The sequence below is a fragment of the Rosistilla oblonga genome (genome assembly GCF_007751715.1).
Lineage (GTDB): Bacteria > Planctomycetota > Planctomycetia > Pirellulales > Pirellulaceae > Rosistilla > Rosistilla oblonga.
In genome coordinates, this window is the sequence record NZ_CP036292.1 from 906,408 (window position 1) to 920,213 (window position 13,806).

The following is a 13,806-nucleotide window of genomic DNA, read 5'->3' on the forward strand; positions in this document are numbered from 1 at the left end:
ATTCATCTCTCTCCCCTTTTGGGAAACCGATACGATGCGAACGATCACCTTTGCTGTCTGCCTGCTGTTGATCCCGGCTGCCGCGTGGAGCGACGACTGGTTGGGCTTCCGTGGTTTTGGCGGCCGCGCCGACTCGCCGCAGTCCAATCCGCCGGCAGAGTTTTCAGCTGAAGAGGGAAAGAATATTGCTTGGAGGACCGAGACGGTCGGTCGTGGGATCGCCGGTCCGTTGGTTGTTGGCGATCTGGTGATCGCGACCAGCTGTGGCGGGATCGACGAACGAGACATCTCGGTCGAAGCCTTTGATGCGGCCAGTGGCAAGCGAGTTTGGGTGCGGACGCTGTTGGCATTGGGCCGGCCGTTTACGCATCCGACCAGTGCCAACGCCGCTCCGACTCCAGCCAGCGACGGCGAGAAGATCTTCGCTCTTTATAGTTCCTGCGATCTGGTCTGCTTGGATCGCGAGGGGGGAATCGTTTGGTACCGCGGGCTGGGCGTCGATCATCCCAAGACGGGGAGCGACGTTAGCATGAGCAGTTCGCCGGTGGTGATCGACGACGTGGTAATGGTTCAACTGGAATGCCAAGGGGATTCGTTTGTTGCAGGGTTGGACAAAAACAGCGGAGAAACGCTGTGGCATCTCGATCGGCCGCGGGTTGCCAATTTCGCTTCGCCGATCGCGGTTCCGTTGCCCAGCGGTCGGCAGGCCCTGTTCCTCTCCTGCTCTCAGTCGGCGACAATCGTCGACCCGGCCAGCGGAGAAGTGATCTGGGAGACCGAGCTCGATTGCAAGACAACGCCATCGGCTTCGGTTGCCGGATCGACGCTGGTCATCCCGACGGCCGGTCTGATCGCGTTTGATTTGACGAGCGATGCGCCGAAGCCCCTGTGGGAATCGGATCGCTTGAAAGCTCGCAGCGCCAGCCCGGTGATCTCCGGCAATCGCATCTACCTGGCTCAAGGTTCGGTCCTGGTAGCAGGCGATTTGGCTAGCGGAGACGAGGTTTGGAAGCAGCGGATCAAGGGGATTGGATCGCAATGGGCGACTCCCGTTGCCACCCAGACCGGCCTGTTTGTATTTGATGACAAAGGAAATTGCGCGGTCGTGAAAGACAACGGCGACGAAGCGGAGGTGCTGGCGGTCTCGAAGATCGACGGCCCGATGCTCGCTTCGCCAGCGGTCTCCGGCGACGCGATCTTTGCCCGCACCGAAAACGCACTTTGGAAAATTGCCACGAAATGAGTGAGTCCTCGCAAACGACTGTCGAAGTTCAACCCAGCGGCCAGGTCAACGGATCGATCCGCCCGCCGGGATCCAAGAGTTTGACCAATCGGGCGCTGATCTGCGCCGCCTTGGCCCGCGGCACGACGCATCTGACAGGTGTTCTCCGCAGCGAGGATACCGAGGTGATGATCGATGCGCTGCGTCAGTTGGACGTGCGGATCGATCTCAGCCCCGATGGCCGCGTTGCCGATGTCAGCGGGATCGGCGGATCCGATGCCTCGCACAAGGCGGAGGTTTATGTCGCCAACAGCGGAACGACGATCCGGTTCCTGACGGCGATGCTCTCCGCGCTCGGCGGCAACTACCGTTTGCATGGCATCGACCGCATGCACCAGCGACCGATCGGCGATCTGTTGACGGCGATCAACCAGACCGGCGGTGGTGCCAGCAGCGAACAAGGGGATGGATGTCCGCCGGTTCGAATCGACAGTCAGGGTTGGCAGGGGGGCAAGGTGACTGTCGGCGGGAATGTCTCCAGCCAATACCTCAGCGGAATCATGATGGCCGCACCGTTGAGTCGTAGGCCGTTGGAGATTCACGTCGAGGGCGAATTGGTGTCGCGTCCCTACGTTGATATGACGCTGGCGGTGATTCGGTCCTTTGGCGTCGACGTGACCGAGACGACGCCGGGCGTCTTCGCGGTCCAAGCCCCTTGCGTCTACCAAGCGATCGAATATGACATCGAACCCGATGCGTCGGCGGCCAGTTATTTTTGGGCGGCTGCGGCGGTCAGTGGTGGAACGGTCAAAGTCGAAGGGCTGACGCGGGCCGCGTTGCAGGGAGACGTTGGCTTCGTCGACTGCTTGGCCAAGATGGGCTGCACTGTGTCCGATGCGTCCGATGGGATCACCGTTGCCGCCGGCGGCCCGCTGCGCGGGATCGATGTCGACATGAACCAGATCAGCGATACCGTGCAAACACTGTCGGTGGTCGCGTTGTTTGCCGAGGGGCCGACGACGATTCACGGCGTCGCGCACAACCGCTTCAAGGAGACCGATCGGATCACCGACTTGGCGACCGAGTTGCGAAAATTGGGAGCGACGATCGAAGAGTTTGACGACGGGCTGAAAATTACCCCAGGCCCGTTGCGAGCGGCTACACTGGAGACCTACAACGATCACCGGATGGCGATGAGCTTTGCCGTTGGGGGACTGCGTGCCCCCGGTATCCAGATCAAAAATCCGGCCTGCACCGCCAAAACGTACCCCGAGTACTTTGCCGATCTGCAGCGATTGACCGGCCAAAGCCATCATTGGACTGCAGGCTGATCGAGGTCGTCGTTTGTGCCGATGGTCGCCTTTCGCTCCGCGAAAGAGCGCACAGCAAACGCTCTTTCGCGGAGCGAAAGGCGACTGTCGATGCGCTCTCAAGCTGTTTGGAAATTTCCCCACATCGAGAATCACAATCCATGAAACCTCAACCCCATTGGCGTCGGCCGATCCTCTTCGCACTGTTTACATTTGTCGCGGTTTGCAGCTTCGGTTTGGCGCGATCGAGCCACGCGGCCGACACGACAACGCCTCCAAACATCGTGATGTTGATCTCCGACGATCAAGCCTGGGGCGACTACAGTTTCATGGGGCACGATGCGATCCAGACGCCCAATCTGGATCGGCTTGCCAAACAGAGCGTCTTGTTTCGTCGTGGTTATGTGCCGACAGCACTCTGCCGGCCTTCATTGCTCACGTTGATCAACGGACGCTACGCGTCGCAACACGGCGTGACCGGAAACGATCCATCGCCGAAATATTCGAAGCCGGGAACGCCCGAAAACGATCAACAACGCGCTCAACTGATCTCTTACCTCGACCGCTTCCCTACCGTACCGCAGATCCTCGGCCGCGACGGCTACTTGAGCATGCAGTCGGGCAAGTGGTGGGAAGGCAACTACAAACACGGCGGGTTCACTCACGGGATGACTCGCGGTTTCCCTCAGCCCGGCGGTCGACATGGCGATGATGGACTGAAGATCGGACGCGCGGGGATGCAACCGGTAACCGAATTTATCGACATGGCAGTCGAAGAGAAGAAGCCGTTTTATCTGTGGTACGCTCCCTTCCTGCCCCACACGCCGCATAATCCGCCGAAGCGAATTCTGGACAAATACACGCAGCCCGGTCGTTCCGCGTCGGTGGCGAAATATTATGCGATGTGCGATTGGTTCGATGAGACCTGTGGCCAGGTGATCGATCATTTGGATGCAAAGGGATTGCGAGAAAACACGCTGATCGTCTACGTCACCGACAACGGTTGGATCCAAGACCCAAACAGTTCGAGATACGCGGCGCGATCGAAGCAGACCCCTTACGAAGGGGGCATCCGCACGCCGATTATGTTCTCTTGGCCGGGCAAGCTGAAGCCGGCCGATCGGGATGAACTGTGCAGCAGTTTGGACATCGTGCCGACGGTTTTGGCGGCGGCGGGAGCTGAAGTGCCGGCCGGTCTGCCGGGGCTGAATCTGATGCCTGAAATGACTAGCGGCGAGAAGATCGACCGCCAGCGGATCTTCGGCGAAAGCTTCGCTCACGATATCGCCGACATCGAAAATCCCGAGGCGTCTCTGCTGTATCGCTGGTGCATCGAGGGGCGGTGGAAACTGCTGCTGACCTACGATGGGGAAGTCAATCGCTATCAAACGACGCATCCGCGGACCGAGCGACGTCCGCAATTGTTCGATCTGATCGCCGATCCGGCGGAGGAGAAGAACCTGGCGGCGGAGAACCCAGCGGTTGTCAAGCGTCTTGCCGATGCGATCGAGGCATGGTATCCAGTAACCCAACGTAAGACACAAACCACGTTTTAAACCAATGGTTGCCAAATCTTGATTCGTTGGGGTTGTGTGCCACCGCTTCCAGCCCCGACGACGATTCTTAGGTCCTTTTCTTTTTAGAGACCAAGCAGTCCCGCCGGGCGGGACTGCGCCAGAACTTGGCCAGGGCGGCACCCCAATGCAGCCAACGGAAGCCTCCAGCCAAGCCAAGTCCTGTGAGCGAACTCGATCTCTACGATTACCAGTTGCCCCGCGAACTGATCGCGCAACATCCGCTGTCCCAACGCGCCGACGCCCGTTTGATGGTCGTCGACCGCCGCAGCGGATCGATCGAACATCATTACGTTCGCGATCTGCCGTCGCTTGTCGAGCCGAACGACGTGATGGTCTTCAACGACAGCCGCGTGATCCCCGCGCGACTGGTCGGGCTGCGGTCGCAAACCGGCGGCCGCTGGCAGGGGCTGTTTGTCCGCAAAGACAATGAGACCGGGTTGTGGGAGATTCTCAGTCGGACTCGCGGGAAGTTGAAGGTTGGCGAGCAGATCACGCTAGAGGATCGCGACGCGCGACCTGTGGAGACTTTGGAAGTGATCGCCCGACTGCCCGACGGGCACCTCGCCGTGCGACCGGGCAGCGACGGCGAACCGGCTGAACTGTTGGAACGCTTCGGCCGCGTGCCGCTGCCTCCCTACATCCGCGAGGGGCAGATGGTCGACGACGACGTGAAGACCTATCAAACGGTCTTCGCTCGCGATCCCGGATCGATCGCCGCGCCGACGGCTGGGCTGCACTTCACCCCGGAACTGCTGAAGCAATTGCAGGCCAAGGGAGTTCAATCGCATGCGGTCACGCTGCACGTTGGGATCGGCACCTTCCGTCCCGTGCAAACCGAAACGCTCGACGAGCACGAGATGCATTACGAGTGGGCCAGCATCTCCGCCGAGACGGCAGAGAAATTGAACGCCGCCCGAGCTGCTGGCGGCCGCGTTCTGGCGGTCGGGACGACTTCGGTCCGGACGCTGGAAACCGTCGCCGCGGAAAACGATCAACTGGTTGGCTGGACCGGCATGACAAATCTGTTTGTCCGCCCGCCGTACAAGTTTGGAGCTGTCGATCGCATGCTCACCAACTTTCATCTTCCCAAGAGCACGCTGTTGATGCTGGTCAGTGCCTTCGCCGGACGCGAACTGATCATGGAAGCGTACGCCGCGGCGATTGCCGAAGAGTATCGCTTTTTCAGCTACGGCGACGCGATGCTGATTATCTAGAGACGGCAAATCCAAATGTTAGGAATCAATCGATGAGTACAGAAGAGCAGATCCTTGTCATCCCGACTTCGGTGATCGAAGCGTTGGGAGCGTTTGAAGGCTTTGAGCCCGACGTCGACCGCTACCTGAAGCCGTTGTTGGCGAGCGACCAGTTGAGCTTTCAACCACGCAGCCAGATGGAAGAGGATCCGTCGTTCAAGCAATTGATTCCTTATGTCGTCTTGGAGTGGACCGATTCGGACGGCCTGGTGCATCTGTTTCGCTACACCCGTGGCAGCGGCCAAGGGGAAAAGCGATTGCACGCGAAGCGAAGCGTTGGGATCGGCGGGCACATCTCGTCGGAAGACGCCGACAGCAGCGACTTGTATCGGACCGGAATGCTGCGGGAATTGAACGAAGAACTGGTGATCGAATCGAAGTACGAAGAACAGGTCGTCGGTTTGATCTACGACCCGTCGACCGCTGTCGGCCGAGTTCACTTGGGGGTCGTCCACCTGATGAAAATGGAATCGGCTGACGTCCGCAACAACGAATCGGGGCTCGTCGATTCGGGCTTCGCACCGCTGGCGGAGCTGATCAGCCAACGCGACCATTTCGAAATCTGGTCCCAGTTGTGCCTGGATCATTTGTATCCGCAGACCTAGGAATGTTAGACTTCGGTGGTCCCCTCGCTCTTCGGAGGACTGCCGCAATGGATGATGACGAATCGATTCATAATCCGCACGATCGGTTTGTGCGGCGTTTGTTAGGCGAGCTGGATCGTGTTCGCGATCTCGTCCGTTGGCAACTGCCGGCGGAGGTTCTGGCGGAGCTGGATTTGGAGAGCATTCGTCCGGCTAAGGAGTCGTTTGTCGACATCGCACTTCGCGAAGGACTCTCGGATCTCGTCTTCGATGTCAAACTGTCTCGGGGCGACGATGCTTTTGTGGTGTTGTTGTTCGAGCACAAATCGACAGCCGATCCGCAGACGATCTTCCAGGTGCTGCGATACATCGTCGGCATCAATGACCAGCGATTGCGGAGCGGTCAGCCGTTGTGCTGCGTGATTCCGCTGGTCTTCTACCACGGCCGCAGCCCCTGGAACGTTGCTCGGACCATGCAGGAACTGGTTGAATCGCCGGAACCTTTACGTGGTTTTGTTCCCAGTTTCACGATGCCGCTGCTCGATTTGAGCCAATGCAGCGACGAGGAATTGCGAGGCGAATCGGTATTCCTCGCTTACATGGCGCTGCTAAAATATATCAAGCGGGACGAGCTGCCCGAGCGGCTTCCGGAAATCCTGGAGCTGTTCAGGAAGCTATTGCCTCCCGCGACGGCCTTGCAGAGCTTTGAGACCATTTTGCGATACATTGCGACCGGCACCGATCGGGTTTCGAAGTCGGAGCTGATCGCCGTCGTTACCCAAGTGCTTCAAGTAGAAGGAACATCGATCATGCCGACGATCGCCGAACAGTGGAAACAGGAAGGCCGACAAGAGGGTGAACGCGCAGGTGAGAAGAAGGGAGAGCAGAAGGGGGAGCTGATCGGCCGAATCTTGGTCATGGAAGAAGTCCTGAAGAAGCCTCCGACGCCGAAAGAGCGGCTGGCCGGCCAAGATCTCCAGCAACTGCAAAGCCAAGTCGACGCGCTCAGCGCAGAGATGCAAAGCCGCCGATAACCTTTGGCGTCGGCTTCAAGTCCTCGCTCATTTCTGCTGGGCAGGCAAGAAAACAACCTGAATTGTGGCCCTCCACTGCGAAGCACTGGGGCTGCCGGAACGCTGAGTCTACGGATGCAGTGGCGCTCCGCGATCTCTAACGAGCATTTAATCGATCGCTCGATCGAGCAGAGGCCGGCAAGTTGTCAGATTGCGTCCCGTGCCCCCTTTGCCATGCCGGTGCCCGTGGTCTTTGCGCGGGCAAACCGTTTCAGGGATCAATTTGCCGGAGGAACTATCGAGCGGAGCCCGACGCGATCAAGCGTGCTTGCCGGCTTCGGCGGCTTGTTGAGCCATCAGCTTCTTTTGGTAGCGACCTTGGATGATGTCGACGACGACCAGTACGACCAGGACGAAGTAGAAGGTGGTCTTCTGCATCGCTTCGACGTGGTATCCGAAGAAGGTGAGGTGGGCGTTGTGCCCTCCTTCGCTGACCAGCATGATGCCGACGATGAACAGGATGAACAGCCCCAACACCTCGTACATGCGGTTGCGTTTTAAGAACTCCGAGACGTGGTCGGCCATCACCATCATCAACACGCCGCTGATCACGATCGCAACGGCCATCACGGCGATGCTGTCGGTCAGTGCCATCGCGCTTAAGATCGAATCGAAGGAGAAGACGAGGTTCATCAGGACGATCCAAAAAATGGCGGACCCGACCGTTCGCTGGGCCGATTCTTCTCCATGCCCGACCTCATGGACCGACAACATGTGATAGATCTCTTTCATCGCGGTGTAGAGGATGAATCCGCCGCCGGCGATCTCGACGACGCTAGCCAAGTTGAACGCGCCAAACATCCAAGCCCCTTCGGTATCGCTGCCGATCGTTAGGAAGGGATCTTCAAACGACTTGATCGCTTTGACGACGATGTACAGCAGCACGATCCGCAATACGATCGCCAGCCCGATTCCCAGCCGCCGCACCTTCTGTTGGCTCTCTTCGGCAACCCGCTTGGATTCGAGCGAGATGTACAACAAGTTGTCGAAGCCCAACACCGCCTGCAGGGCAATCAGCATCAGCAATGTCAGCAGGTTGGCCAGAGTAAATAGTTCGGTGATTGCACCCATCGATATCTCGCTCGCGGAATTGTGTTCAACAACTTGACGCCTAACAAACTCGCCGAGTAGGGTAGAGGCTCTGAACCGGAAAAACCAGTCCCCAGCGGCATCCATCGACTCCCAGTGGCCGCACGCGCAACAAGCGTAACGATGCCAGGAATCTCATGGATGAACCGTTAAATCGCAAGCAATCCCAGCTGCAGACCTGCATCGCCGGACTGTTAGGAATGGGACTGATGTGGCTCGCTCACCCGCCGGTCGGTTTCAGCTTTCTGGCCTGGATCGCGCCGCTGCCACTGCTGTCGCTGGTCCATCGCAATCAACCGCTGTTCCGTCGCGATTATGTCTCTCTGTGGCTGATCGGTGCGCTCTTTTGGTTTGTCGCGTTGTCCGGAATCCGGCACGCCCACCCGATGCTGATCCCTGCCTGGATCGTGTTGGCGGCGTATCTAGGGATCTACACGCCGCTGTTTGTTGGGCTCACCCGCGTCGCTTGGCACGGCTGGCGGATGCCGTTGGTCGTCGCGGCCCCGGCGGTCTGGATCGGTTTGGAGCTGGCTCGTGGTTACGCCTTGTCGGGTTTCAACGGCGTGATGCTTGGGCACACTCAAGCCAACCTGCCCTGGATGCTGCAGATCGCCGACCTCGGTGGAACCTACGCGGTCAGTGCAGTCGTTATGTTCGTCGCCGCAGCCATGGCGGTTTGTCTGCATTGCCGACGGTTGTCGGGGACGGAACTGTCGGTCGTTACAGCTCGCCGGCGGCAGGTCCACGCGATCCTCAACGGCTCCGCGGTGTTGGCCGCGACGTTGGGCTACGGTCTGTTTCGGCTGAGCGAAGCCGATACGGTCGTCTCGCCCGAACCGATGTTGAAGGTCGCGCTGGTGCAGCGCGACGTCGAAGCGGTCTACGAGTACAGCGAGCAGCGGGAACTGGAGACGGCGCGGAAGTATTTCAGCGGTTCCCGGGATGCGGTGTCGGCCGATCCGGGGGTCCAGTTGGTCGTCTGGCCCGAGTCGAGCTATACCGCTGCGATGCCGTGGCGGGTGTTGGAGGATGACTTTACGGTCCCCGCCGACGCTGGCGTGACGCGGTCGGAGATCATCGCGGGGGTTCGCGACAGCCAAAACATGTTCCAGCGTCGAGCCGCCGATATCCAGTTGGGACTGACGGCAGCCAGCGGGCGAACGCAGCCGCCCAGCCTGATGGTCGGCTGCAGCGTGCTGCGGTATGTCGACGGGCCGGTCCAGGCGTTCAGCGGCGTGGTCACAATCGATCCGACGGGCAAAGTTCCCGCCTGGTACGGCAAACGTCACTTGGTGATGTTCGGCGAATACATCCCGTTCGCCAATTGGTTTCCCTGGCTGTATACAGTCACGCCGTTGCAGATGGGGGTCACGCCGGGAGACGCTCCGATCGTCGCGGACGTCAAAGGAGTGAAGGTGCTGCCGAGCGTCTGTTTCGAAACGATGGTCGAACGGGTGACGAACAGGCACCTGCGTCAACTGGCATCCGAAGGGAAGCCGGCCGATCTTGTCGTCAACGTGACCAACGACGGCTGGTTCGACGATTCGGCGATCCTCGAGCATCACCGGCGTTGCAGCCAGTTAGTCGCCGCGGCGCACCACACGCCTGTTCTGATGGCGGCCAACGGTGGCCCAACGGTCTCGATCGACAGCAGCGGCCGAGTCGTGGGAAGCCTGCCGCACCAGGACGAATCGTTTTTGATCGCCGCTCCGCAACAGGATCCTCGCGTGTCGTTCTATCAACGCGTGGGCGACTGGCCAGCTCGCTTCGCCACGCTGTTATGCATCGCTTTGGCTATCTCGGGTTGCCGGGGATGGCGTCGACGGAAAAAGCAGTTGCCGTTGCCAAGCGTCGAATCACCAGCCGATCCGATCGGCGACGCAGGTTCGGAGCCGCCACTCGTTTAACCGCAATGCCGTTCAACGAAGCGTAGTGGACGAGGTTACGAGTCCTTTTGCATCAGACCAAATCGCTGGGACTCGTAACCTCGTCCACTACATCCCACCGCTAACTCTATCCACGGTCCGAGGCTCCTTCGTTAAACGACGGCGCCCGGACGGGCTTGCGGTGCGGGGGGATCAGTTGCGGTTGCGGCGGAGGTCCAGCGTCATCGGGAACTCTGGATTGCATTCCAATTCCGGCAGCGAAACCTTGCCGCCGGTGTGACCGATCTTGAAGAATCGGGCCGCGCGGCGACTCTCGGCTTCAAACGCGTTGACCGGGAAGCTCGGCGAGTTCAGGCCGGTCGGATTACTGACGTGATACTGGCATCCGCCGATCGAACGCTTGTTCCACGAGTCGACGAAGTCGAACACTAGCGGCGAATCGACTGGGATCGTCGGGTGCAGACAGCTTGGCGGTTGCCAAGCACGATAGCGGATGCCGGCGACAAATTGCCCTTCGACGCCCGTCGGATGCAGCGGCACGCGGCGGCCGTTGCATGTCAGCACGTGCCGCGTATCGGTCATTCCCGAGACCTTGACCTGCAGTCGTTCGACCGAGGAATCGACAAAACGAGCGGTCCCGCCGCCGGCTGCTTCTTCGCCCAGCACGTACCAAGGTTCGATCGCTTTCCGCAGTTCGACGTGAATCGACTGTTGCATGAATTCGCCCATCACGGGGAAGCGGAATTCTTGATGCGCCCCGAACCATTGGTGTTCGAAATCGAAGCCGCACTCGCGGAGATCGTCGACGACATCGCTGAAGTCCTGCCAAACAAAATGTGGCAGCATGAAGCGATCGTGCAGCGAGGTGCTCCAGTCGACCAGCTCGGCTTCGTAAGGTTGTTCCCAGAATCGAGCGACCAGGCCGCGGATCAGCAGTTGTTGCGTCAGGCTCATTCGAGCGTGCGGTGGCATCTCAAAACCGCGGAACTCGACAAGTCCCAACCGCCCCGTCGCCGAATCGGGCGAATAGAGCTTATCGATGCAGAACTCGGCCCGATGCGTGTTGCCGGTCACATCGACTAACAGGTGCCGGAAGATCCGATCGACCAACCAAGGCGGAGTCGTTTCGCCGCGGCGAATCTGGTCGCACGCGATCTTCAGTTCGTAGATCGCGTCGGTCCGCGATTCATCAGCTCGTGGCGCTTGGCTGGTCGGGCCGATGAACTTGCCGCTGAACAGATAGGACAGCGACGGATGGTTGTGCCAGTAGCTGACGAAGCTTTTCAGTAGATCGGGTCGACGAAGGAACGGGCTGTCGGCGGGCGTCTGTCCGCCCAACACGACGTGGTTGCCGCCGCCGGTTCCGGTGTGCTGGCCGTCGAGATCGAACTTCTCGGTTCCAAGTCGCGTGGTTCGTGCATCGTCGTAGACGCCGTTGGTGATGTCGACCAATTCGGTCCAGTCCTGAGCCGGATGGACGTTGACTTCGATCACGCCCGGATCGGGAGTCACTCGCATGACTTGCAGTCGCGTGTCGTGCGGCGGTTGGTAGCCTTCGATCGTGACCGGCAGTTCGAGTTCTTCGGCGGTCGCTTCGATCGCCGAGATCAGTTCCAGGAACGATTCCAAGCGGTCGGTCGGCGGCAGGAAGACGTGCAGTCGCCCTTCGCGTGCTTCGACGCACAAGGCCGTCGGAACGATTTGTGATTCATCATCGACTTGCGTGTCGACCGACATGTGGTCGGGGCCGCCCTGATCGTTTCCGCCCGGCGGAATCGCTCCGTTGCTCGGCGAGCCGGCGTTTCCGTTCCTGCCGCCCGCAGCGTGAGCTTGCGAGCTTGGCGAACCGCCGACGGTGGCAAACTGCTGCACCGGCGTGAGCGCTTCGGTCACGTCGACGCGCATGTTCCCATGGCTGATCGCTTCGGAGACGACATGCCGCATATGGCTTTGCCGAATCTGGTCGTTGGTTTGCAGATGCCCAACGGGTTCCATCGGGTCGCGATCGAAGAAGTCCAACGCGTGTTCGGGCTTGTCGACGTAGGTCAACGATTGCAACGGCAACCGGTAGCCCATCGGCGAATCGCCCGGCAGCAGGAACATCTCGTCCGATCGAACCTTCCACGGTCCGCTGGTCCAGTGCGGTGAATCGGTCCACCAAACGTGCCGCAGCGGCAGGACAACGCCGACGGCTTCGGTTAGCCCTTGTTCGAAGATCCTCGCGATCCGCTCGCGCTCTTCTTGCGAATCCAGTTTCGAATCGCGGACGTCGACGTTGGTTGGCAGCCGACGTTCGCGCCACATATAGTACATCGCGTCTTCGTAGCCGCAGGTGACGTGTTGCGGATTCGCTCCCAATCGCGTCGCCAATCGCTTGGCAAAACGCTCAGCATCTTCGGCGGTGTGCCCGTAATCGGTTTCGACGTTCGCCAACCAGCGATCATCGCGCCAGATCGGTTGGCCATCTTTACGCCAGAAGATCGCCATCGCCCATCGCGGCAACGGTTCGCCGGGGTACCATTTGCCCTGGCCGAAGTGCAGCACGCCGCCGCTGCTGAACCGCGACTTCAGCCGCAGCAACAGGTCGTACGAGAGGCCACGTTTGGTTGGCCCGACCGCAGCGGTCTGCCATTCCTCGCCATCCATGTCGTCGATCGAGACGAAGGTCGGTTCGCCCCCCATCGTCAGGCGGACGTCGCCGCGCTGCAGATGTTCGTCGATCTCGTGCCCCAGGGCTTCGATCCGGTTCCATTGCGAATCGCTGTAGGGGAGCGTGACACGCGGATCCTCGTGGATGCGCGTGACCGACATCTTGTGTTCGAACTCGACCTCGCATTCGTCCAGCGTCCCGGTGATCGGAGCGGCCGATGTTGGTTGAGGCGTGCAGGCCAACGGGATGTGCCCCTCGCCAGCGAACAGACCGCTGGTTGGGTCCAGCCCGATCCAACCCGCTCCAGGCAGGAAGACCTCCGCCCACGCATGCAGGTCGGTGAAGTCGACCTCGGTTCCCGAAGGGCCGTCGAGCGACTTCTGGTCGGCTTTTAATTGGATCAGATACCCCGAAACGAATCGGGCCGCGAAGCCGAGTTGACGCAGCAGTTGCACCAACAACCAACCGCTGTCACGACACGAACCGCTCTGCAGCGTCAGCGTCTGCTCGGGCGATTGGACGCCCGGTTCCATGCGGAGCGTATAGTCGATGTGCTTTTCGAGGGCGCTGTTGAGGTCGACAAGAAAGTCGATCGTGCGGCGTGGTTCGTAGTTCAGCGAGCTCAGGAACGCATGCACCTTGGGCCCGGCGTCGCCGCGTTGCAGATAGGGACGCAGTTCTTCGCGCGATTGGTCGTCGTAGGTGAACGGGTATTCGGTCGCTTCGGGTTCCAGGAAGAAATCGAACGGATTGACGACGGTCATCGTGGCGACGACGTCGACTTCGACCTTAAATTCGTCGACCTGTTCGTTGAAGACGCAGCGGGCCAGGTAGTTGCCGAATGGATCCTGTTGCCAGTTCAGATAGTGATCCGCCGGAGTGACCTTCAGCGAATAGCTGTTGATCGGCGTCCGGCTGTGAGCGGCCGGCCGCAGCCGAATCACCTGTGGTCCCAGATTGATCGTGCGGTCGTATCGGTAGATCGTTTGATGGTTGAGAGAAACGCGGATGGTCATGAGTGGCCTAGCCTAGATGTTGGCATGCTGTCAGGGAAACTCGCGCATCCGTGTCTCTCGAATTTCGATAAATAATCGATGAAAAGATCAAAAAGTCGATTCATCCAAGAACCGAACAGATGCGATTACCTGTGAAGTAACGCCGG

9 protein-coding genes are annotated in these 13,806 nt (G+C 59.8%); 7 read left to right on the forward strand and 2 right to left on the reverse strand.

Annotated features, from left to right (window positions below; genetic code table 11):
* Positions 1-34 precede the first annotated feature (34 nt).
* The 6 genes from CA51_RS03225 to CA51_RS03250 all read left to right on the forward strand — a co-directional run bounded on the left by CA51_RS03225 (position 35) and on the right by CA51_RS03250 (position 6,980).
* Positions 35-1,243 carry an outer membrane protein assembly factor BamB family protein gene (locus tag CA51_RS03225; RefSeq protein WP_145117749.1) on the forward strand — a complete coding sequence of 403 codons (1,209 nt, stop codon included), beginning with the start codon at positions 35-37 and terminating at the stop codon, positions 1,241-1,243.
* Positions 1,240-2,553 carry a 3-phosphoshikimate 1-carboxyvinyltransferase gene (gene aroA, locus CA51_RS03230; RefSeq protein WP_145117751.1) on the forward strand — a complete coding sequence of 438 codons (1,314 nt, stop codon included), beginning with the start codon at positions 1,240-1,242 and terminating at the stop codon, positions 2,551-2,553. Before CA51_RS03225 ends, aroA begins: the two co-directional genes overlap by 4 nt.
* 140 nt (positions 2,554-2,693) lie before the next feature.
* The gene (locus CA51_RS03235) at positions 2,694-4,088 is read left to right on the forward strand and encodes a sulfatase family protein (protein ID WP_145117753.1); all 1,395 of its coding nucleotides are present in this window, start codon (positions 2,694-2,696) and stop codon (positions 4,086-4,088) included.
* 182 nt (positions 4,089-4,270) lie between these two features.
* Positions 4,271-5,323 carry a tRNA preQ1(34) S-adenosylmethionine ribosyltransferase-isomerase QueA gene (gene queA, locus CA51_RS03240; RefSeq protein WP_145117755.1) on the forward strand — a complete coding sequence of 351 codons (1,053 nt, stop codon included), beginning with the start codon at positions 4,271-4,273 and terminating at the stop codon, positions 5,321-5,323.
* Between the two features lie 32 nt (positions 5,324-5,355).
* Positions 5,356-5,967 (forward strand): phosphoesterase, encoded by a 612-nt coding sequence (locus CA51_RS03245; protein ID WP_145117757.1) that lies wholly within the window; start codon positions 5,356-5,358, stop codon positions 5,965-5,967.
* Between the two features lie 47 nt (positions 5,968-6,014).
* Positions 6,015-6,980 carry an Rpn family recombination-promoting nuclease/putative transposase gene (locus CA51_RS03250; RefSeq protein ID WP_197451557.1) on the forward strand — a complete coding sequence of 322 codons (966 nt, stop codon included), beginning with the start codon at positions 6,015-6,017 and terminating at the stop codon, positions 6,978-6,980.
* 297 nt (positions 6,981-7,277) lie between these two features.
* Here the strand turns inward: CA51_RS03250 and CA51_RS03255 are convergent, their stop codons facing one another.
* A complete protein-coding gene (locus tag CA51_RS03255) occupies positions 7,278-8,090 on the reverse strand; it encodes a TerC family protein (protein ID WP_231745970.1) in 813 nt (270 codons plus the stop codon).
* 155 nt (positions 8,091-8,245) lie between these two features.
* On the opposite strand from CA51_RS03255, the gene lnt reads away from it, so the two are divergent.
* Entirely contained in the window at positions 8,246-10,015 is a 1,770-nt protein-coding gene (gene lnt, locus CA51_RS03260; RefSeq protein ID WP_145117763.1) for an apolipoprotein N-acyltransferase, read from the forward strand.
* Between the two features lie 171 nt (positions 10,016-10,186).
* Here the strand turns inward: lnt and CA51_RS03265 are convergent, their stop codons facing one another.
* Complete coding sequence (locus CA51_RS03265; protein ID WP_145117765.1) at positions 10,187-13,660, reverse strand: transglutaminase family protein; 3,474 nt, start codon at positions 13,658-13,660, stop codon at positions 10,187-10,189.
* Positions 13,661-13,806: the final 146 nt, after the last annotated feature.

Bases quoted from the DNA above. Each gene is read 5' to 3' on its own strand.
- CA51_RS03225 (WP_145117749.1), top strand. From the start codon at position 35: ATGCGAACGATCACCTTTGCTGTCTGCCTGCTGTTGATCCCGGCTGCC.
- aroA (WP_145117751.1), top strand. From the start codon at position 1,240: ATGAGTGAGTCCTCGCAAACGACTGTCGAAGTTCAACCCAGCGGCCAG.
- CA51_RS03235 (WP_145117753.1), top strand. From the start codon at position 2,694: ATGAAACCTCAACCCCATTGGCGTCGGCCGATCCTCTTCGCACTGTTT.
- CA51_RS03245 (WP_145117757.1), top strand. From the start codon at position 5,356: ATGAGTACAGAAGAGCAGATCCTTGTCATCCCGACTTCGGTGATCGAA.
- CA51_RS03250 (WP_197451557.1), top strand. From the start codon at position 6,015: ATGGATGATGACGAATCGATTCATAATCCGCACGATCGGTTTGTGCGG.
- CA51_RS03255 (WP_231745970.1), bottom strand. From the start codon at position 8,090: ATGGGTGCAATCACCGAACTATTTACTCTGGCCAACCTGCTGACATTG.
- lnt (WP_145117763.1), top strand. From the start codon at position 8,246: ATGGATGAACCGTTAAATCGCAAGCAATCCCAGCTGCAGACCTGCATC.
- CA51_RS03265 (WP_145117765.1), bottom strand. From the start codon at position 13,660: ATGACCATCCGCGTTTCTCTCAACCATCAAACGATCTACCGATACGAC.